This is a genomic window from uncultured Roseibium sp. (genome assembly GCF_947496995.1).
In the GTDB taxonomy this organism is placed as follows: domain Bacteria; phylum Pseudomonadota; class Alphaproteobacteria; order Rhizobiales; family Stappiaceae; genus Roseibium.
This window is the reverse complement of record NZ_CANMFD010000009.1, coordinates 58,161-77,448: the sequence shown is the minus strand read 5'-3', so window position 1 is coordinate 77,448 and position 19,288 is coordinate 58,161. Positions and strand designations below refer to the sequence as shown.

Annotated in this window: 21 protein-coding genes; 11 read left to right on the top strand and 10 right to left on the bottom strand. The window is 60.2% G+C overall.

The window, feature by feature from the left end:
• Positions 1-2,127 carry an EAL domain-containing protein gene (locus Q1B40_RS24170; protein WP_299820948.1) on the bottom strand — a complete coding sequence of 709 codons (2,127 nt, stop codon included), beginning with the start codon at positions 2,125-2,127 and terminating at the stop codon, positions 1-3.
• A gap of 529 nt (positions 2,128-2,656) precedes the next feature.
• Here Q1B40_RS24170 and Q1B40_RS24165 point away from each other — a divergent pair.
• Positions 2,657-4,081 (top strand): TrkH family potassium uptake protein, encoded by a 1,425-nt coding sequence (locus Q1B40_RS24165; protein WP_299821000.1) that lies wholly within the window; start codon positions 2,657-2,659, stop codon positions 4,079-4,081.
• 42 nt (positions 4,082-4,123) lie between these two features.
• Positions 4,124-4,828 carry a DNA/RNA nuclease SfsA gene (gene sfsA, locus Q1B40_RS24160; protein ID WP_299820944.1) on the top strand — a complete coding sequence of 235 codons (705 nt, stop codon included), beginning with the start codon at positions 4,124-4,126 and terminating at the stop codon, positions 4,826-4,828.
• Between the two features lie 22 nt (positions 4,829-4,850).
• On the opposite strand, the gene Q1B40_RS24155 is transcribed toward sfsA, so the two are convergent.
• The 6 genes from Q1B40_RS24155 to Q1B40_RS24130 form a co-directional block, all read right to left on the bottom strand.
• The gene (locus tag Q1B40_RS24155; RefSeq protein ID WP_299820942.1) at positions 4,851-5,516 is read right to left on the bottom strand and encodes a L,D-transpeptidase; all 666 of its coding nucleotides are present in this window, start codon (positions 5,514-5,516) and stop codon (positions 4,851-4,853) included.
• A 280-nt stretch (positions 5,517-5,796) separates the two neighbouring features.
• Positions 5,797-6,306 carry a xanthine phosphoribosyltransferase gene (gpt, locus tag Q1B40_RS24150; protein ID WP_299820938.1) on the bottom strand — a complete coding sequence of 170 codons (510 nt, stop codon included), beginning with the start codon at positions 6,304-6,306 and terminating at the stop codon, positions 5,797-5,799.
• A gap of 15 nt (positions 6,307-6,321) precedes the next feature.
• The gene (locus tag Q1B40_RS24145) at positions 6,322-7,065 is read right to left on the bottom strand and encodes a competence/damage-inducible protein A (protein WP_299820935.1); all 744 of its coding nucleotides are present in this window, start codon (positions 7,063-7,065) and stop codon (positions 6,322-6,324) included.
• A gap of 90 nt (positions 7,066-7,155) precedes the next feature.
• On the bottom strand, positions 7,156-8,358 hold the full coding sequence (locus Q1B40_RS24140; RefSeq protein WP_299820932.1) for an FAD-dependent monooxygenase: 1,203 nt from the start codon (positions 8,356-8,358) through the stop codon (positions 7,156-7,158).
• Between the two features lie 15 nt (positions 8,359-8,373).
• On the bottom strand, positions 8,374-8,619 hold the full coding sequence (locus Q1B40_RS24135) for a zinc-finger domain-containing protein (protein WP_103222557.1): 246 nt from the start codon (positions 8,617-8,619) through the stop codon (positions 8,374-8,376).
• Between the two features lie 270 nt (positions 8,620-8,889).
• Positions 8,890-9,786, bottom strand: a complete 897-nt coding sequence (locus Q1B40_RS24130) for a LysR family transcriptional regulator (protein WP_299820923.1) — start codon at positions 9,784-9,786, stop codon at positions 8,890-8,892.
• Between the two features lie 113 nt (positions 9,787-9,899).
• On the opposite strand from Q1B40_RS24130, the gene Q1B40_RS24125 reads away from it, so the two are divergent.
• Entirely contained in the window at positions 9,900-10,529 is a 630-nt protein-coding gene (locus Q1B40_RS24125; protein ID WP_299820920.1) for a DsbA family protein, read from the top strand.
• A gap of 29 nt (positions 10,530-10,558) precedes the next feature.
• Complete coding sequence (locus tag Q1B40_RS24120) at positions 10,559-11,461, top strand: MBL fold metallo-hydrolase (protein WP_299820917.1); 903 nt, start codon at positions 10,559-10,561, stop codon at positions 11,459-11,461.
• A gap of 252 nt (positions 11,462-11,713) precedes the next feature.
• Here Q1B40_RS24120 and Q1B40_RS24115 read toward each other — a convergent pair whose 3' ends face one another.
• On the bottom strand, positions 11,714-12,106 hold the full coding sequence (locus Q1B40_RS24115) for a DoxX family protein (RefSeq protein WP_299820914.1): 393 nt from the start codon (positions 12,104-12,106) through the stop codon (positions 11,714-11,716).
• Between the two features lie 150 nt (positions 12,107-12,256).
• Here Q1B40_RS24115 and Q1B40_RS24110 point away from each other — a divergent pair, with 150 nt between their 5' ends.
• From Q1B40_RS24110 to Q1B40_RS24100, 3 genes are all read left to right on the top strand, one after another.
• Positions 12,257-13,129, top strand: coding sequence for a LysR family transcriptional regulator (locus Q1B40_RS24110; protein WP_299820911.1), 873 nt, complete (start codon positions 12,257-12,259; stop codon positions 13,127-13,129).
• A 224-nt stretch (positions 13,130-13,353) separates the two neighbouring features.
• The gene (locus Q1B40_RS24105; protein ID WP_299820908.1) at positions 13,354-14,109 is read left to right on the top strand and encodes an alpha/beta hydrolase; all 756 of its coding nucleotides are present in this window, start codon (positions 13,354-13,356) and stop codon (positions 14,107-14,109) included.
• Between the two features lie 35 nt (positions 14,110-14,144).
• Positions 14,145-15,029 carry an alpha/beta hydrolase gene (locus tag Q1B40_RS24100; protein ID WP_299820905.1) on the top strand — a complete coding sequence of 295 codons (885 nt, stop codon included), beginning with the start codon at positions 14,145-14,147 and terminating at the stop codon, positions 15,027-15,029.
• A 69-nt stretch (positions 15,030-15,098) separates the two neighbouring features.
• Here Q1B40_RS24100 and Q1B40_RS24095 read toward each other — a convergent pair whose 3' ends face one another.
• The gene (locus tag Q1B40_RS24095; protein ID WP_299820902.1) at positions 15,099-15,914 is read right to left on the bottom strand and encodes an enoyl-CoA hydratase; all 816 of its coding nucleotides are present in this window, start codon (positions 15,912-15,914) and stop codon (positions 15,099-15,101) included.
• Between the two features lie 165 nt (positions 15,915-16,079).
• Between Q1B40_RS24095 and cysE the strand changes: the two genes are divergently transcribed.
• Both cysE and Q1B40_RS24085 read left to right on the top strand, forming a co-directional pair.
• Positions 16,080-16,916, top strand: coding sequence for a serine O-acetyltransferase (gene cysE, locus Q1B40_RS24090; protein WP_299820899.1), 837 nt, complete (start codon positions 16,080-16,082; stop codon positions 16,914-16,916).
• A gap of 107 nt (positions 16,917-17,023) precedes the next feature.
• Positions 17,024-17,236 (top strand): DUF3126 family protein, encoded by a 213-nt coding sequence (locus tag Q1B40_RS24085; protein WP_116700590.1) that lies wholly within the window; start codon positions 17,024-17,026, stop codon positions 17,234-17,236.
• 115 nt (positions 17,237-17,351) lie between these two features.
• On the opposite strand, the gene Q1B40_RS24080 is transcribed toward Q1B40_RS24085, so the two are convergent.
• On the bottom strand, positions 17,352-18,080 hold the full coding sequence (locus Q1B40_RS24080; RefSeq protein WP_299820891.1) for a hypothetical protein: 729 nt from the start codon (positions 18,078-18,080) through the stop codon (positions 17,352-17,354).
• A 213-nt stretch (positions 18,081-18,293) separates the two neighbouring features.
• Here Q1B40_RS24080 and Q1B40_RS24075 point away from each other — a divergent pair, with 213 nt between their 5' ends.
• On the top strand, positions 18,294-18,620 hold the full coding sequence (locus tag Q1B40_RS24075; RefSeq protein ID WP_299820888.1) for a hypothetical protein: 327 nt from the start codon (positions 18,294-18,296) through the stop codon (positions 18,618-18,620).
• A 6-nt stretch (positions 18,621-18,626) separates the two neighbouring features.
• Positions 18,627-19,154, top strand: coding sequence for a gamma carbonic anhydrase family protein (locus tag Q1B40_RS24070; protein WP_299820885.1), 528 nt, complete (start codon positions 18,627-18,629; stop codon positions 19,152-19,154).
• The last annotated feature ends 134 nt before the right edge of the window (positions 19,155-19,288 follow it).

Genomic DNA, 19,288 nt, shown 5'->3' with positions numbered 1-19,288 from the left:
TCAGGCCCGCTTCTTTTCCATTCGGGCAGATCGTGCCGGTCTGGATTTGTGAAATTCCTCGATGCGTTCCCGGACGTCCTTCGCGGCGACCGCGGGGGAGCAGAAGAAGCCTTGCATTCCGTCGCAATGGTGTGCGGCCGTGAGCGCGTATTCGCCGGCCGTTTCCGCACCTTCCGCGATCACACGCAGGCCGAGGCTTCGGCCAAGGCCGACGATGGCCTGGAACAGCTGTTCCTTCTGCAGATCCTTGTCGGCACCGGCGATGAAGGCGCGGTCGATCTTCAGCTCCTGGAACGGCAGCCTGTGGAGATAGATCAGCGAGGAATATCCCGAGCCGAAATCGTCCAGCGAGAGCTGCACGCCGATATTCTGAAGGTCGGACAGGATGTCGAGGACCATCTGCTCGCCGGTATCGACAAAAACATTTTCGGTCAGTTCGAGACACAGCATCCGGGCCGGCAAGCGGTAGGTGCCGAGCATCTGTCTGACTGTTGCGGCAAAGCTGGGCTGGCGGAATTGCAGCGGTGAAACGTTCACGGAGACCTGGCCGAAATCGAAACCGGCCTGCCGCCATTCGGCGGCCTGTCTGCAGGCCCGTTCCAGGACATATTGTCCAAGTTCGAGAATAAGCCCCGTTTTTTCCGCAATCGGAATGAATTCGCTCGGCGGGATATAACCGCGTTTCTCGTTCGGCCAACGGACCAGGGCTTCCAGGCCGATCAGCCGGTCGTCGGCGGGACAGATCTGCGGCTGATAGTGAAGCTCCAGCTGTCCGGTCTTGAGAGCGGCCCGCAGAAGCGTTTCCACCAGCATTTCCGTCTGGACGCGTTCGTTGAGCGGGGTGGAGAAGAAGATATGCCTTGCGCTCTTGCTTTCCTTGGCAGCTCTGAGCGCAAGGCCGGCGACGCGATGAGCGGTTTCCGCGTCCTGTGCGTCCCGGGGCAGCAAGGCTATGCCGATGCTCGGCTCCACCCGAATTTCGCCTTCTTCCATATGGAAGGGAACCGACAGCATTTCTATCGCCTGAAGCGCGTAGTCCTCGGCGATCGCACCCTGGGCGTCGAAGGGCAGCAGGATGCAGAAATCGTCGGCGGAGATACGGGCAATCTGGGCGCTGGGGCCGAAGATGTTGGCAAGGCGGGCATAGGCCTGGAGCAGGACACGATTGCCAACCTGCTGACCGAATGTGTCGTTGATCTTGGCAAAACCGTTGAAGTCGAGATGGATCAGCGAAGCGCGGAACTTCCCGTCCTTTGCCCGTTTCAGGGCGTTATTGAGATCCGAGAAGTAGCGCGCGCGATTGCCGGCCGTCGTGACCGGGTCGGTATAGGCCAGCTTTTGCAACTTGTCCTGAAGATCGGTAACCCGTGCCAGGCCATGCGCAAGGTCGCCGATTTCATCGAGACGGTCGGTGAAGGGGATCTCCTTGGGCTGCGTTCCGGCAGCCAGGTCGTCGGCTGTTCTGGCCAGCTGGCGCAAGGGGCGCAGCTCGAAGCGCAGAAAAATGCCACCCATCAGGATGACACCGGTCAGAATCACGATCGCTGCCGAGGTTATTCGGGTCTTGAGGCGATTTTCAGCGAGGTTGAGATCGTCCACCCATCCGACATCGACCGCGAGTGCACCGGCAACCTTGCCGTTCTCCGCCAGGATAGGTGTCAGGTAGGCCAGCCTCAGGCGTCCCTGCACCGGAACTTCTCCCGTGAACGGCCGGCCCTGGGTAAGGCTGGCGTAGGCGGGATGGCCCTCGCTGATCGAAAAGGCGGGCGGCGGGCCACCGTCAGGGGATGCGAAGGTCGTCGCGAACCGGTCGAACGACGATGTCTGCTCAGACCAGGAAAACAGGTTTGCCGCGCCCTGGTTGGCCTGGCCGATGGTTTTTACAAGTTCGTCCAGCTTTTCTCCCGGGACGAGCGGGTTCTGGCCGTCGGCTGTTGCGACATTGATGGAGACGGGATTGAGGTTGGCATCGAATTGCGGATGAAAGACGCTTTCGGTGCCGTAACACAGGATCGCCACGGCCGCCCTGGCTGCGCGGTCAATCCGGACAGAGGCGTTTTCTTCGGTCGTCCTGGACAGCTCAAAGTAGCTCAGGCCTGAGACCAGGCCGATACTGCAGAGCACCATGATAACCAGAATGACGCTAATCCGGTAAACAAGCGAATGTGGACCAAGCCTCTTTATCTCACCAGCTCCCTGCCGAATTCACGTATGAGGGGTTTTTCAGCGTGTAGGCACGTTAAAGTAAATTCCATTCGCTACGAAATTCTGAACAAAGTCCCCGAAAATGAATCAATATGAGTAAAAAAAGCAGCAAGGGCTTTTACGTAGATAATTCTGGCGTGCCTCAGTATCTTTAACAATGAAAGTTTGCGCAGTAATTGTGCGTTTTGTGAGACGGAAAGGCTAAATTCGCGATAAAGGGAACGCGCGAATGTTTCTTTGGGTGTACGCCGCACCCGCCCCATTGGAAAATTATCGGAAAGAGGATAGGACGGGGGACCTTTGCATCCTTCGGGAAGGATCCGCCGCGGCTGAAAATGCGCGGTGGCGGAAACGGGCCGCAGGGCAAGGGCATTCGGCGAGGCGTTTGGAGCCATGGATTCCGTCCAGGGGTTTTCGGGAAGAGCAATAGTTGATTTCTCTCAGACCAGTTTTGAACGTTCTCGGCTTTTTGTATGTCGGTCTTGCAACCGCCATGCTCATTCCGGCAATCGTCGACGTGGCGCAGAAAAATGCCGATTGGCAGGCCTTCGTCTTTTCCGCGCTGCTCACCGGCATGGTCGGCATGCTGCTGTCGCTCGCCGTTGGCGGTACGCTTCTGGAAGGGCTGGATACCCGTCAGACCTTCATTCTGACCACACTTGCCTGGTCGACGCTGCCCGCATTCGGAGCGTTGCCGTTCCTGTGGCTCGGGATTGACTATGCCGATGCCGTTTTCGAAGCGGTCTCAGGATTCACGACGACGGGATCCACGGTTCTTACCGGGTTGGACAGTCTGCCGCCCGGTCTTCTGGTGTGGCGTTCCATCATGCAATGGATGGGCGGGGTGGGGATCATCGTCATGGCGATCGTCCTGTTGCCTTTTCTCAGGATTGGCGGGATGCAGCTGTTCCAAAGCGAGAATTCCGACCGGTCCGAGAAGATTGTCAGCCGTTCCGTCGAACTGATCCGTCTGCTCGGGCTCGCCTATGTCTTCCTGACGGTCTTGTGCATCGCGGCCTATCTGGCGACGGGAATGGATCTGTTCGATGCGTTCAACCACGCCCTGACCACGATTTCCACCGGCGGGTACTCGACCCATGACAGGTCGTTCGGATATTTCACCAACCCGGCCTCCGGCTGGGTGGCCATCTTCTTCATGATCATCGGATCGCTGCCGTTCGTTCTGCTCATCCAGGCACTGCGCGGACAGCCGCTTCTGCTGTGGCGCGATCCGCAGGTGAGGGCGCTGCTGGGCTTCCTGGCCGTGGTTTCCCTTACGATGACCGTCTATCTCGGCATCAAAATGCACTTCCCGTTTGACGATGCCTTGTTGAAGGCGACGTTCAACGTGGTGTCCGTCGTCACGGGCACCGGCTATGCGATGGGGGATTTTTCCGAGTGGGGCCCTCCCGTTGTCGGGGTGACCTTCCTCCTGATGTTTGTCGGCGGCTGTACCGGCTCGACGACGGGCGGCATCAAGATGTTCCGCTTTCTGGTGTTCTTCGGAACCGTGCGCGCGCATCTGCGCCGGATGGTGCGGCCGCACCGGGTCATGTCGGAGGAATATGCCGGCACCCGGCTGACGCAGGATCTGTCCTTTTCAGTTCTGGCGTTCCTCGTCGTCTACATGGGGTCGGTGGGGGTCATCACCGTTGCCCTGTCCTTTTTCGACCTGGATCTCGTTACCGCGATTTCAGCGGCTGCGACCTCCGTCGGCAATGTCGGGCCCGGGCTCGGGCCCGTTATCGGACCGGCCGGTCATTTCGCGCCGCTGCCGGATGGCGCCAAATGGCTCCTGTCCATCGCCATGCTGGTGGGCCGTCTCGAACTCTTCACGGTGCTGGTGCTTCTTGATCCGGATTTCTGGTCGAAATAGGCTCGCGAAATCCACCCGATTCGCGCTTGCAAGAGGCTCAAGATGAAATTCCCGGAACCCCTGGTCTGCGGTCGCCTTGTCAAGCGTTACAAGCGGTTCCTGGCCGATGTGGTCCTCGATGAGGACGGTGCGGAAATCACCGCCCATTGCGCCAATCCGGGCTCCATGCTCGGCTTGAAGGAACCCGGTTCACGCGTCTGGCTCTCCCGGTCGGACAATCCGAAACGGAAGCTGAAGTATTCCTGGGAAGTGATGGAAGCGGACGGCGCGCTGGTGGGGATCAACACGGCTCACCCGAACAAGCTGGTCGAGGAAGCCCTGGAGGCAGGCAGGATCGCTCCGCTTGCCGGGTATCATTCGCTCAAACGGGAAGTGAAATACGGCAAGAATTCACGGATCGATATCCTGCTGGAAGGCGAGGGTGGATCAAGGGTCTATGTCGAGGTAAAGAACGTTCACCTGATGCGGCAAAAGGGGCTCGCAGAATTCCCCGACAGCGTGACTGCCCGCGGTGCAAAACATCTGGCCGAGCTCGCCGATATGGTCGGCCAAGGACATCGGGCAGCCATGGTGTTTCTCGTTCAACGTCCCGATTGCGATCAGATCAGTCTCGCCGGGGACATCGATCCGACCTATGCGGCGGCCTTCGATGTTGCAAAGGCTGCCGGTGTGGAAGTCTACGCAATCGGCTGCGATGTCCGGCTGGACGGCATCGACGCGGTCAGACCGGTGACCATATCGATCTGACCCGACGTCGGTGACGGCCGGATCAGGCCTGCCTGACAATGATAGGCGTGCCGTTGGGGACCCGGTTGTAGAGGTCGATGATATCCTGGTGCAGCATTCGCACACAACCAGAGGACACCGCCTTGCCGATCGACCAGTATTCCGAGCTTCCGTGCACACGGTAGAGCGTATCCCGGCCACCTTCGAAAATGTATAGCGCGCGTGCCCCGAGCGGATTGTCGAGAGCGGGCGCCATGCCGTTCCGGAATTCCTCCAGTTCGGGCTGACGGGCGATCATCTCCGCCGGCGGCGTCCAGGTCGGCCATTCCTTCTTGTACTGAATGCGCGCCTTGCCGCCCCACTCGAAACCGGCGCGGCCGATGCCGACGCCGTAGCGCATGGCCTTGCCGTTTTCCATCGTGAGATAGAGATAGCGGTTCGGCGTATCGACAATGATGGTTCCCGTCGGTTCCGATGACGGATAGTCGACCAGACGGCGGTAATAGGCCGGGTCGATCTTGGTGAGGTCGACGGCGGGAATGGGAAAACGTTCCTCGGGCATCGCCCGGTACATCTGCAGATATTCGGGAGAAATCCGCTGTCCCTTGTAGGTCGGACCGGCTGGTTGCGGAAGCGGTTGGCGTGCGGACACGCAGCCTGAGACAAATGCGGCTGCGGCGGAGGTAATAAACAGGCGTCGGTTCAGCATTCCTGGTTCCGTATGACCTTCATGATGGGTGTCTTGTGCGTATCCCGGTGGTCGGGAAACGCACGACGAGCACTAAAGTTCGTTTTGACGTGAATTGATGACCTCAAGTCCCTCCCGAAAACCTGTACGGGTCCCATGCACGCAAAACGACCGGCCAGATGCAAAATCTGACCGGTCGCAGGTAGCCTTAGCAGGATTATTCCGGCGGAAAAGTGGCAGGGTCTTCACCTTGCCGTGACACCCTTCACAGGGGCGGCAGGCGTGACAAATCTGCCACCGCTTACCCGGCGCTGTCCTTGGCAAGCGGCGGCTGGAACTGCCATCCCATGTCCCAGGGAAAATAGATCCAGGTGTCCTGGGAGACCTCGGTGATAAAGGTGTCGACCATCGGGACGCCGACCGGCTTTGCGTAGACGGTCGCGTAATGGGCCTTCGGCAGCATCTCGCGGACGACCTTCAGGGTCTTTCCGGTATCGACCAGATCGTCGATGACGAGGACGCCGTTGCCTTCTCCGCCTTCCAGATCGACGACCTTGGGATCGACAGGCTTGATCACCTTCAACGCGCCCTGATTGTCATAATCGTGATAGGAGGCGATGCAGACGGTTTCGATGGTCCGAATGCCGAGCTCGCGCGCGACGATACCGGCGGGAACCAGGCCGCCGCGGGTAATGCAGACAATCGCCTTCCATTCGCCTTCGCTCGAAAGCCGCCAGGCGAGGGCGCGCGAATCCCGATGGAACATGTCCCATGACACCGGAAAGGCTTTGTTTTGAGCGGGGTTTTCCATATTTTTTCCTTCAGATTATCCTGACAGCTCGGCAACGGCCTTTGCAACGTCCTCGGCCGCAGCCGTCAGGATTGCCTCGTCCCGTGACCGGATGACGATCTGTGTGGTGAATTTCCCATTGTCGGCCTGGGGATAGGACCCGATGAGCGTTTGCGGATGGGCGTCCTGAATCCTGGCGAGCCGTTCGGCGATCCGGCTTTCCGGCATGTCGGCGGCAACGGTTCGCGAAAGCATCTTCTTTCCGGTCGCCAGCGTCGGGGCGATTGCGTCCATCATGGCCTGCATGATGGCGGGCACCCCGGCCATGACGAAAACATTGCCGATCCTGAAACCCGGCGCCTTTGAGACCTTGTTCTCGATCAGGTCAGCACCCTCGGGTATGCGCGCCATGCGCTGACGGGCCGGCGTGAACTGGCCGGGAGGGTAATGCGCCTCGAGAATGGCCACGGCCCGGGGATCGAGGATCAGCGGCACACCGAAGGCTTCGGCAATGCATTCGGCGGTGATGTCGTCGTGGGTGGGGCCGATGCCGCCGGAGGTGAAGACATAGTCGTATCTGGCGCGCAGGGCGTTGACCGCCGCGGCAATTTCCTCCCGGTCGTCCGGCACGATCCTGGCTTCCCTGAGATCGATGCCGATCGATGTGAGGTAGTCGGCTGTAAAGCCGATGTTTTTGTCCTTGGTGCGGCCGGAGAGGATTTCATCTCCGATGACCAGGAATGCAGCGGTTACGACTTTGTCTGCCTTCTGACCGGTCATCTTGGAACTCCCTGAAAAATCGATAGGGTTGGCTTTATCCCAGCTTACTCTTCAGCTCAAGCATTAGGGTACGGGCCGAGGGGTGTGGACTCAATCTCCGGCGGACCAGCCGTAGACGTCGTCGAAGCGGGCGGCGAGGGTCTCGGGACTGGACATGTTCAGGACCGTATCGCGCGCAAACGCCTTGATGCCGGAAAAATGGAAAACCTTTGCGTTTCGGAAGGCTATGCCCTGGATGCGGGTGACCCTCGGCTTGCGTTCGCGCTCAAAGGCCCGCAGGGCGGCGGGTATATTTGCGACATCCGGCGGCAGATGTTTCGCCAGAACGGCGGCATCCTCGATCGCCATGGCGGCTCCCTGTGCCATATAGGGCAGCATGGCGTGCGCCGCGTCCCCCATCAGCGCCACGTGGCCATGGGACCAGGGACCTGACGCATCGACGCTGCACAGCGCCCATTTCAGCCAGGTGTCCGTCTTGCCCAGGAGGGTGCGGACTTCGGCCGGCCAGTCCCGGAACACATGCAGGACCGATTTCGTGTCGGCCGTCGCGGACCATGTCTCGTCTTTCCAGGCTTCGGCTGCCAGACCGACGATATTGAGATCGCGGCCGCCTCTGACGGGATAATGCACCAGATGGGAATCCCGGTGCATCCATAGTCCGGAGTCCTTTCTCCAACTGGCGGGGGCGGCTTCTATCGGCAGTGTTGCCCGGTAGGCGACCTGGCCGCTGAATTTCGCGTTTTCATGTCCCGGGATGATCCGCCGTGACCTGGACCAGACCCCGTCCGCGCCAACAAGGGCCTTGCAGGACAGGTTCGCGGTCACACCGTCGCTTTGGTAGATGCAGGACAGGTGATCGTAAGGAGAAGGCTCCAGATCCAGCACCTCGGTGGCAAGGCGGATCGTGATTCCCGCTGTCTGCTCGACACGCTCCAGCAGAACCCGCTGCAGGTCGGCCCGGTGGATCACCCAGAACGGATAACCGTGGCGCTGCCTGAGATAATCGCCGAAACGCACGCGGCCCAGTTGTCGGCCGGATTGTCCCGACCGGATCCTCAGATAGTCCGGGGCGCAGGCATGGGGCTCGAGGGCGTCCAGAACGCCGAGCCGGTCCAGGACAGAACACGCATTGGGGGAAAGCTGCAGTCCCGCGCCGACTTCCGAAAGCCCGGCGGCCTTGTCCATCAGGACGATCTCATGACCTTGCTGGCGCAGCGCAAGCGCGGCGGCGAGACCACCGATACCGGCCCCGGCGATGATGATCGGCTGCAGGGTGTCCCCGGTCTGGGTCATGGCGCCGCTTTCAGGTCAGGCTGCGGCGGGTGTCCAGGTGCAATCCACCGGGGAGGATTCGTGCGCCGTCAAGGTGGCGTCGAACTTGTAAAGCGTCGAGCAATAAGGACAGACGATTTCCTTCTCGCTGCCCATGTCCAGAAAGACATGAGGATGATCAAACGGGGGATTGGCCCCGATGCACATGAATTCATGGGCACCGATCGCTACTGAATCATGTCCGCTGGAGTTTTGAAAATGCGGGACAACGTGATCCGCCATTGTCACATTCCTTCTCTTGCAAGGGGCAATTCCCGATATCAAGTTTCGCGGACCATATCCATTTGAAAAACGGTTGGGTAGGGGCATTGTGCCGCGATCCCCCAATCAAGAGCCAAACGGGGCACCTGTTTTGGGGATCTGGTTCAGAAAGAGCGGAGCGACCTGACCGGGACGCAATGGCGGCGCGGTTCCGGGCGAGGCATCGACCCGGTGCAATACACTCGCTGAGGCGTTTTTGTTATCCTGAAACTCGGCGAGGGGAGTTTGAAGTCATGAATACTCCCGCTGGCGTACCGCAAGCATGTCGACGAAACGCGTCACCTTCTGAGGTCTGAAGCGCGCAGCGGGATAGACGACGTGGATGCCGCCCGCCGGCAGATCCCATTCCGGCAACACGCGGACAAGACTGCCCTGGGCCAGATGATCGGCGATCAGAAAATCCGGCAAAACGGCAAGCCCGCCATCTGCAAGACACGCCTGGAGGACGGCCGGCGTCGCATCGATGGATATCGCCCCGTTCAATGTGACCTGTCTGCGGTCAAAGTCGTCTTTGCTGAAGCTCCAGGTCAGAGGCTCGCGTAGCGCCAAGTTGGCGATGAGCGGCACGGCGGAAAGGTCCCCGGGCTCGCGAATATCGAGTTCGGCTGCGAAGCCGGGTGAGGCGACCAGGAGTTGCCGGAATGTGCCTATACGCTTGGTCTTCAGGCTGGAATCGGCCAGCCAGCCTACGCGGATGGAGAGATCGACCTGATTTCCGATCACATCCAGCTTGTCGTCGGAAATCAGAAGCTCGACGTCACAAGCGGGGTATTGCTTCCGGAATGCGGCTGCCAGTGGCGCGATCATGGTTGTTCCGTAATCGTTCGGAGCTGCTATGCGGAGGGTGCCGATCGGTTCCGCATTCGCTTCCCCGACCTCGTCGATCGCCTCCTCCAACTCCCGCAGGATCAGAACGCTGCGCGCATGCAGAAGGCGGCCGGCTTCCGTCGGCATGACCCGTCGCGTCGTGCGGACCAGCAGTGTGGTTTTCAACTCGTCCTCAAGCCGCGCCACCTGTTGGCTGACGACGGTCTTGGTAATACCGAGCCGCTCGGCCGCCTGGGTGAAGGAACCGGTGTCGACGACCGCGGTGAAATAGGCGAGACGGTTGAGGTTGATCGGCTTCATGGCTGCCTGTTTATTGTAAGTTTTTAACTTACAGTCTGTGTGATTGTGCGTCATTTATCTGTCTATCAACTGCCTCTATCTGTCAACGAAACAATGACTGATGGAGACAGGACATGCAGATCACCTACCTATTCGACCCACTGTGCGGCTGGTGCTATGGCGCAAGCCCTGCCATCGAACGCCTGGCAGCCCTTGAGAATGTGACGCTGGCCCTCAGCCCCACCGGGCTTTTCGCCGGAGAAGGGGCGCGACCTCTCGATGCGGGCTTTGCGCAATTCGCCTGGCAGAACGATCAGCGGATCGCGCGGCTTACCGGCCTGCCCTTCACGGAGGCCTACAAGACGCAGGTTCTGGATACCCCGGGCAACATGTTCGATTCGGCGCCTGCGACGCTGGCGCTGGTTGCTGTCGGTCTGAGCGAGCCGGGCAAGGAACTCGCCGTGCTGAAGACCCTCCAGCATGCACGCTATGAAGACGGCCGCGACACCTCCGATCTGGAAACTGTCGCTGCCATTCTGGAGGAAACGGGCTTTCCCGCCGCAGCGCGCAGCCTGCGTGCGCCGGACGAGAGCCTTTACGCCCTCTATCGCACAAAGACGTCGGCCGCGCGCAGCGACATGGCGGCGTTTGGCGCCAACGGTGTGCCGGCGCTTGTGGCTGGCGACGGCGCCAACCGCCGTCTGCTGAACAGCAACGCGCTTTACGGCGACTTCGATCAGCTCGCGGCACAGATCGCCGCCTGACCATCTCAACCAGCAAAGGAAGCATTCAAATGCTGACAAGAAGACAAGTCCTGAAGACCTCAATCGCTCTGGGAGCAACCGCCGCGTTCGCTCGCGCCGATATTGGCAATGCTGCCGGCAGCAAGCTCAGCTGGCAGCATTTCCCCGCAGGCCCGAACGGCTTTTTCCGTGCGCCGGTCCTGCTTTCCGGACCGACTGAAGCCGTTCTCATCGATGGCGGGTTTACCTATCCGGACGGCCGCGCTCTTGCCGACGCCATCAAGGCAACCGGCAAGAAGCTGACAACCATCTACATCAGCCAGTCAGATCCGGACTTCTATTTCAGCCTGAAGCCGATCACCGAAGCCTTCCCGGACGCAAGGGTTATCGCGGCGTCCGCAACGCTGGAAGCGATCAGGGGCAACGTTGAAAAGAAACTCGCCACGTGGGGGCCGCAACTGAAGGAAAACGGTCCGGCAAGCCTCGATGATATCGTCTTTCCGGAGGCCTATGATGAACCGGCGCTTTCGCTCGATGGCGAGACCATCGAGATCGTCGATGCCGAAGACGGCCTTGCCAACCGCCGCTACCTGTTCGTGCCGTCGCTCAATGCAGTATTCGGCGGTGTGATGGTCTTCTCGGGGGTTCATGTGTGGACGGCTGATACCCAGACAGCCGAAAGCCGTGCTGCCTGGGTCAAGACCCTGGACGCGATTGCGGCGCGCAACCCGGAGGTCCTGATCCCCGGGCACATGACAGTCGATGCCGCAACGGGCCTTGCTGCGGTGGAATACACCAAGTCCTATCTTCTTGCTTTTGAAGAGGAAATCGGCAAGGCCAGCGACAGCGCTGCCCTCAAGGCCGCAATGTTGGAGCGCTTCCCGGGCCTGGGCATGGAAATCGCCCTCGACATCGGCTCGAAGGTCGCCAAGGGCGAGATGAAGTGGGGCTAGGCCCGATACAGCAGAGCCTCAGCCTGGTCCTGCAAGACCGGTAAGGGGAACTCCGGGGAGCGGCCAAAGGCTTACGGCCGCTCCTCAAAATGTTGACAAACTGCCGTTGTCATCAACGCCGGGAACACGGTCAGCCTGAAAGACATCGGGCGGGTCTTGCGGAAACACCGCCTTGTCCGTCAGGGATTGTCGGTGCCTTTGGATGAAGATCGGCTTGCCAACCTGCGGGTCCACAATACGCGCCCTCGGTGGTCAGACCGGAAGCTTGCGGCCACGGCCCCACAGTACAAAGAGCGACAGCGCGATCAGGACGATGTTTACCGGAAGCGCTTCAAACTCGCCGCGGTAAACGTGGAAGGGGATCGCCAGGACCTGTACGAGGGTCAATCCGGAGGCTGCCCACAGGGTCAGGCGCGGCTTAATCCCTGTGAGCATGGGGGCAACCATGCCAATCGCTCCGAGAATTTCCGCGACTCCGATGAACCGCGCCAGAGCCGGCGCATGACCTGGCCACCCGCCGAGCATCTCATCCAGCATCGGGATCGGCTGCGTTGCTTTCATCGCGCCGGCCGCGCCATACACGACCAGCAACAGGATCTGGGCGACCCACAATCCGATATTCAGTTTTTTCGATCCTGTAACCATTTCACGTTCCTTCGTGATCTCTTCGCCGCCGCTGTTTCAGCTGGAGCGTTCCAAAGAGGAGTTACAGGCTCACGCATCATTCATCTATACGGTATAATTTGGAATTACTTTGCATAATATGGGATAATTGGATGCAGGCCGGAGGCCGACATGACCCTTGATGGAATTGATGTCTTTGTAGAAGTCGTCGATGCGCAGAGCTTTTCCCGGGCTGCCCGGCGCCTCGGCATGCCGACCACCACTGTGAGCGCAAAGCTGGCGCGGCTGGAAAAACAGTTGGGCGTCACGCTTTTGCACAGGACCACGCGCAAACTGAGCGTCACCGAGGCAGGGCGCAGATATCATGCGCACTGCGTCAGGGCGCTCAAGGAGATGGCCGTAGCCGAACAGGCCCTTGAGCAAGGCTCCGATCTACCGACCGGGCGTCTCAGGATCACCGCAACCGCGGAGCTGTCGCAAACACTGCTGGCGCCGATCATCAAACGTTACCTCGACCGTTATTCGCAGGTATCGGTCGAGCTGAATGTCTCCAACAATGTGCAGGACCTTATCGCGGAAAAGATCGATCTTGCAGTGCGCATCGGGGACCTCGCCGATTCAAGCCTGATCGCCCGGCGGTTCCTCAAAATGCGGGTCGGGCTTTGGGCGAGCGAGTCCTATCTTGCCCAACACGGCACGCCGGTTTCGTTGTCTGATCTCGGCAAGCACAATCTTATCGGGATTGCTCAAAGACCGAGGGAAGTGCCTCTGATCGATCGAGCAGGGCACACCCATCTGGTGACCATAGGAGATCATCTTCAGGTGGACGACCTGCAGACCTGCAAGGCGTTTATTGAGGCTGATCTGGGGATTGGACCGTTACCGGAATTCATATCGGCGACCCACTGGTCGAACGTGCGGCTGAGACCTGTTCTCCCGGATCTCAAGACGGATGAATTCACGACTTATCTGGTCTATCCCCGTCAGAGCTTCGTGCCGCTCAAGGTGCGCAAATTCATCGAGACGGCGCTTGAAGAAGCCTGAATCAGTAGGATTATTCAATCGGGATAAGCTTCAGGGAGCTGTTCGGAAGTCACGAAGCCGAGAATTGAGCAAATTCGACGCCTCCTGCGACCAGGGCGATAAGTGACGGGGACGCAAGCCTGGTCAACGGGGGTGGTATTTGGGGTTGAGCCTTTGCAAAGACGGTTTTACTGCTTACTCTAGCACGATTGGTGTTTTCCGTTTACGTAAAGGTCATTAGTTGCATGCCGCAGTTTGAATACGACGGGGTCAGGATCGCCTATCTGGATGAGGGGTCTGGTGACCCGATTCTGCTGATCCACGGTTTTGCATCCAACAAACAGGTCAACTGGCAATATCCCGGTTGGGTCGATCTTCTTGTCAAGGACGGCCGGCGGGTGATCGCCATCGACAATCGCGGCCATGGCGAGAGCCAGAAATTTTATGATCCTGCCGCCTATGGGGCGCCGGTCATGGCGGAAGACGCGCGGCATCTGCTCGACCATCTGGAGATCGAACAGGCCGATATCATGGGATATTCGATGGGCGCGCGGATTTCCGCGTTCCTGACGCTCAACCATCCTGGCCGTGTCCGCCGGGCGGTGTTCGGCGGTCTGGGGTACGGCATGGTTTCCGGCGTCGGCGATCCCGAGCCGATTGCATCGGCGCTCGAAGCCGAGCGTCTGCAGGACGTTTCCGACCGGACGGGCCGCGCCTTCCGGGCATTTTCCGACCAGACCGGCTCGGACAGGCGGGCGCTTGCGGCCTGTATGCGTTCCTCGCGGCAGAAGATCAGCGAAGAGGATGTCGCGCGAATCGAGCGGCCGGTCCTCGTTGCCGTCGGAACCAAGGACGATATCGCCGGATCCCCGCAGAAGCTGGCGGATCTCATCCCGCATGCGGAGGTTCTGGATATCCCGGGGCGCGACCACATGGTGGCGGTCGGGGACAAGGTCTACAAACAGGGCGTTCTGGCGTTCCTGAACAATGTGGACGCCTGAGCAGCAACATGGATAGCGCTCACACGGGAGGTGTCATGGAACCGGAACGCATCGAATTTCGCGGCGCCGAGAACAACCGGCTGGTTGCCGACCTCTATGGAGAGAACGGCCAGCCGGTGATCATGCTGCACGGCGGTGGCCAGACTCGGCACTCCTGGGACGCCGCATCCCGGCGGATCGCCGGCCTCGGTCATCCGGTCTATGCGTTCGATCAGCGCGGTCACGGCGAGAGTGACTGGGTTGAAAGCGGCAACTACGGCTTTTTCGATTTCGCGCAGGATCTTGCTGCCGTGACACGGCAGGTGCAGGCGCGTCACGGCGCGAGACCCGTCGTCGTTGGCGCATCACTCGGTGGTTTTGCAGGCATGCTGGCCGAAGGCCGGGTGAATACGGGGGGGCTGGCGGCGCTGGTTCTGGTCGATATCACGCCGCGGATCGACATGGGCGGCGTCAGCAAGATACTCGGGTTCATGGGGGAGCGGGTCGAGGAGGGCTTTGCGAGTGTCGAAGAGGCCTCCGATGCGATCGCCCGCTATCTGCCGAACAGGGCGCGTCCGAAAGACCTCTCCGGGCTCTCCAAGAACCTGCGGCTTCATGACGACGGCAGGCTGCGCTGGCATTGGGATCCGGCGTTTCTGCAATCACGGCAGCATCAGGATGCCGAGGTGTCGGCATCGGTGCAGGAAGAGGTGCTGGCGGCCACGTCCAATCTCACGCTGCCGGTCCTGCTCATTCGCGGTCAGAATTCGGAACTGGTCTCCCTCGATCATGTCCGGGAGTTTCGCGAGCGGGTTCCGCAGGCAAGGTTCACGGACATCCGCGACGCCGGACACATGGTGGCCGGTGACAAGAACGATGTCTTCGCTGCCGCCGTCGAGGAGTTTCTGCTCGATCTGAAAGCCGGTGCCGCGATAGCCTGACGGACAAAATTGACGTTACGTCAGTTATTTGCGCGGTTCTTTTGAGAAATTGATTCCGGCCCGCAGCGGTCAACCCCCCTTGAACTGCGGAGTCCGCTTTTCCAGGAAAGCCTTGCACCCCTCGCGGTAGTCTTCACTGTCGACGCAGATGCGGGCGTTGGTCTGTGCATCGCTCAGTTCGGTGGCCTGCGCCGGCTGCGCAAGGTGGTTCAGGGCGTGTTTGGCTGCCTTGAGCGACAACGGCGCGTTTGCGGCAATTCGTTCGCACAGGGCCGCGATACGCCCGTCCAGAGCGGCATCTTCCACGACTTCGTTGATCAGGCCCATCGCCAGGGCCTCGTCCGCCGGAAAGCGATCTGCCGTGAACAGGAGACGTTTGGCATTGGAAACGGAGACAGCTTCCAGCAGATCGGAGAGCGCTTCGGGCGGATAGGCAAGGCCGAGCCTGGCCGCCGGTATGCTGAACACGGATGACCGGGCCGCGATCCTGATGTCGCAGGCAAGGGCGAGACCGAGCCCGCCGCCGAGACAGGGCCCGTTGATGGCGGCAATGACCGGCACCGGCAAAGCCTTCAGGGACTGGAATGCAGCCACGTTGATGTCGTCGTAGCGCTTCGCAGCTTCCGGCGTGGAGCGAATGGCCTCGAATTCGGATATGTCCGCGCCGGCGCAGAAACTTTCGCCTCCAGCCCCCCTGACGATGCAGACGCGGACGGCAGGGTCCGCGCGGACGGCCTCCATCAGCTCGGGGATACGCTGCCAGGCGGCGAGGGGGAGCGCGTTTTTCCTGTCCGCCGCATTGAGCAGCAGCTCGGCCACCGGTCCGTTGATACTCAGGAGCGGATTGGCTGGAACTCCGGTCTGCAGGCTGACGGTCGGCATCATTCGTCCTCGACGGTTCACTCTGGAATTGCAGGAAGCTGGAAATTTTAAGATTTCAGCGTTCATAACAAGGGTTCATATCTGATATCAGCAAGTTTGATTTTGGAAAATCAGACGACGGTCCTATTTTAAGGACTTGAACGTGACGGCTTGAAAAGGAGACAGGCCATGTCGGCACCCATCAGCAAGTCCGACCCCAAGCGGGTTGTGACCCATGATCCGGTTTGGCAGAAGCTGCGGGAAGAGGCACAGGAAATGGTTGCCGCTGAGCCGGCCCTGTCGTCTTTCGTCTATGAAACGGTTCTCAATCACGAGAGCCTGGAAGAAGCCGTCGTCCATCGGCTTGGAGACCGTCTCGGCAGGGACATCGTTTCGGCATCGCTGATCCGCCAGACCTATCTTGAGGCGCTGGCGGACGAGCCGGAGCTCGCCGAGATCTTCCGCGTCGATATCGTCGCCGTTTTCGACCGCGACCCTGCCTGCTTCCGTTTCCTGGAGCCGGTTCTTTATTTCAAGGGGTTCCACGGGCTACAGACACACCGGCTGGCGCACTGGCTCTGGCGGAAGGGGCGTCAGGATTTTGCCCTCTACCTGCAAAGCCGAGCCTCCGAGGTGTTCCAGATCGACATTCATCCGGCCGTACCGGTCGGGCGCGGTATTTTCATCGACCACGGGACCGGCATTGTCGTCGGTGGAACGGCTGTTATAGAGGATGACGTCTCCATCCTGCAGGGCGTGACGCTCGGCGGGACCGGCAAGGCGGGCGGCGACCGTCATCCCAAGATCCGTCACGGGGTTCTGCTTGGCGCCGGTGCAAAGGTGCTCGGCAATCTGGAGATCGGTCATTGCTCCAGGATCGCTTCCGGATCGGTGGTGCTGGCGGACGTTCCTGCGAACACGACGGTGGCCGGCGTGCCGGCCAGAATTGTCGGCAAGGCAGGGTGCGCGGAGCCGGCCCGCAGCATGAACCAGCTTCTGGGCGACGACGTGGTCCGTCAGGACTGAAGAACAGGAAGACGGGGATAGACGGCGGAAAAGCTTTGGCATTTCCGTCCGGTCTTGTAGGGTCCGCGCCGCATATGCAGAACAACGAAGACTTTTAGGAGATCGCCTTGAAACCCGATGAAATCCGCAAGATCGAAGCTTACCTTCGCTCGAAATTCGAGTTGGCCAGCCTGCAGGTGCGTGCCCGTCCGATCAAGGACGACTCCGCGGAAGTTTATATCGGCGACGAATTTATCGGTGTGATCTTTCGGGACGACGAGGACGACGATCTCAGCTGGAACTTCCAGATGGCAATTCTGGAAATCGATCTGGAGGGCTGAGCCCGGACTGAATTCAGTCGGGACAGGAAAACAGGCGGCCTTCCCGAGAGGCCGCCTTTTTCATGCGCTTGCTGTCCTTGCGCTCAGGCTGCCCCGCGATCTGCGTTCATGCCGGTCATCGTATTCTGAAACTGTCGATTTTCTGCAGGATGGCATTGTCGAGTTGCCGCCAGTCCGGCAGAAGGTCCCGCGGGAACCGGTATCGCAGTTCAAGTCCCGAGGTCAGCAGAACCGCGCGATTGCAGACAGTGTCGCCTTCCATTGAAGACCGCTTGAGGCAACGGGCGATGAACCCGTTCTGGACAGCAGGATCGTAGACGATCAGCTCGGTTGCGGATGCGCCGCGCGACGACAGGTTGAGGATCTTCAATCCGTCGGGTCCGGCCAATTCTCCACCCCGGGCAAGGCGCCGGTAAAACGGGTCCATCCGGGCTCGCAGGCTCTGTCTGCCAGGATTGTGTTCCAGTTCGATCTGGATGGGGCCAGCAACTTTTGGCAGATCGCTGCCCCCATCGGGCTGAAGCCTTCCCCCGTTACGGCCGGCACTTTCCAGTCCGGGCCAGCCCATCGCAAGGCGCAGGATATCGAGCTGGCTGTCCGTTTCGGAGGATTGTCCGTGCGCGCCGACAACATAGTCCGGCGGAATGCGGAACCGCACCGACCCGATGGACAGGGCGACTGGCCCGCTGGCGGCAAAGGCGGCTTCATTTTCCTGCCAGGCTTTCGACCAGAAAGTCACCCTGCCGGCGATATGGGCCGCGCCGAGAACGCAGATTGCCAGTGCAAGATATGTGAAGCCGCGGGTCCGGCCCCCGATTGGAGCGGGAAGCGAGAGCGGTATCACCGGCCGCTCCACGATGCGGAAACTGCTCGGTTCTGGGACACCTTGTCCTGAATCGAGACAGACGTCCCGCTCGGGGATGGTTCCGTTGCCGGCTTGAGTGGCCGTTTTTCGCGGGTTTTTCCCATTTGCCCTTCCGGCACAGTCTTTGCTCTTGACCCTTTAGGATTTCTTAATCACTTTCCGGACGGAAGAGTTAACAGGGGGTTAACGGGCGTGTTTTTTGACCTACTTCTCGTTGGATACATCGCATGCGCCGGTTTTGTGGCTGCGGGCGTGCTCGGCAGCCTCTATCAATTGATCACGAGAGAGCCACCGCGCTTCAATTTCGCGGGCGAGACCGTCATGGCGTTTCTGACAGGCGTCGTCATGTGTATCTTCGCAGGACCATTCATCATCATGCGCAACGCCATTCGCGGTCGACGTATCGAAAACCGACCCCTTGGCTGGCTCGTCGCTTCTTCCACAATCGCCGGAATGTGGAGCATGTGTTCGGGTATCATGGTGATGAATGTCGCCATGATCCTGGTCGGCTACTCGTGAGGTCCCATGCCGATTTTCGCTCTTGAGGGCCGCAAGCCCAGCTTTCCCGACAACGACGAATACTGGATTGCCCCGACGGCCACGCTGATCGGGGATATTCGCCTGTCGGGAGAGGCGAGCGTCTGGTTCGGGGCTATCCTGCGCGGCGACAATGAACCCATCACGGTCGGGTCCCGCTCGAATGTGCAGGACGGTTGTGTCTTTCACACCGATATGGGGTTTCCGCTGACCGTAGGTGCCGGCTGTACCATCGGCCACAAAGCCATTCTTCACGGCTGCACGATCGGCGACAATTCCCTTGTCGGCATGGGCGCCACCGTTTTGAACGGGGCCGTGATCGGTAAAAACTGCATCGTCGGCGCGAATGCGTTTATCGGCGAGGGCAAGGAAATTCCCGACAATTCGCTGGTCGTCGGCATGCCGGGAAAGGTCATCCGGACGCTGAGCGAAGAAGCGGTGGACGGTCTGCGCAAATCCGCTGAAGGCTACGTCCGCAACTGGCGGCGCTTCAAGGCCGGACTGACCGAGATCTGATCACCCGACCATTGCCGGAAAAGGCGGAAGCCGGCCTGCGGGGGCGGGCCGACTTCCTGGATCCGGTCGTGGTAGGGATGGGGAGGGTGGGGACGCGACCGGATCGTCCAAGCGGTTCGGTAAGCCGAACCAAT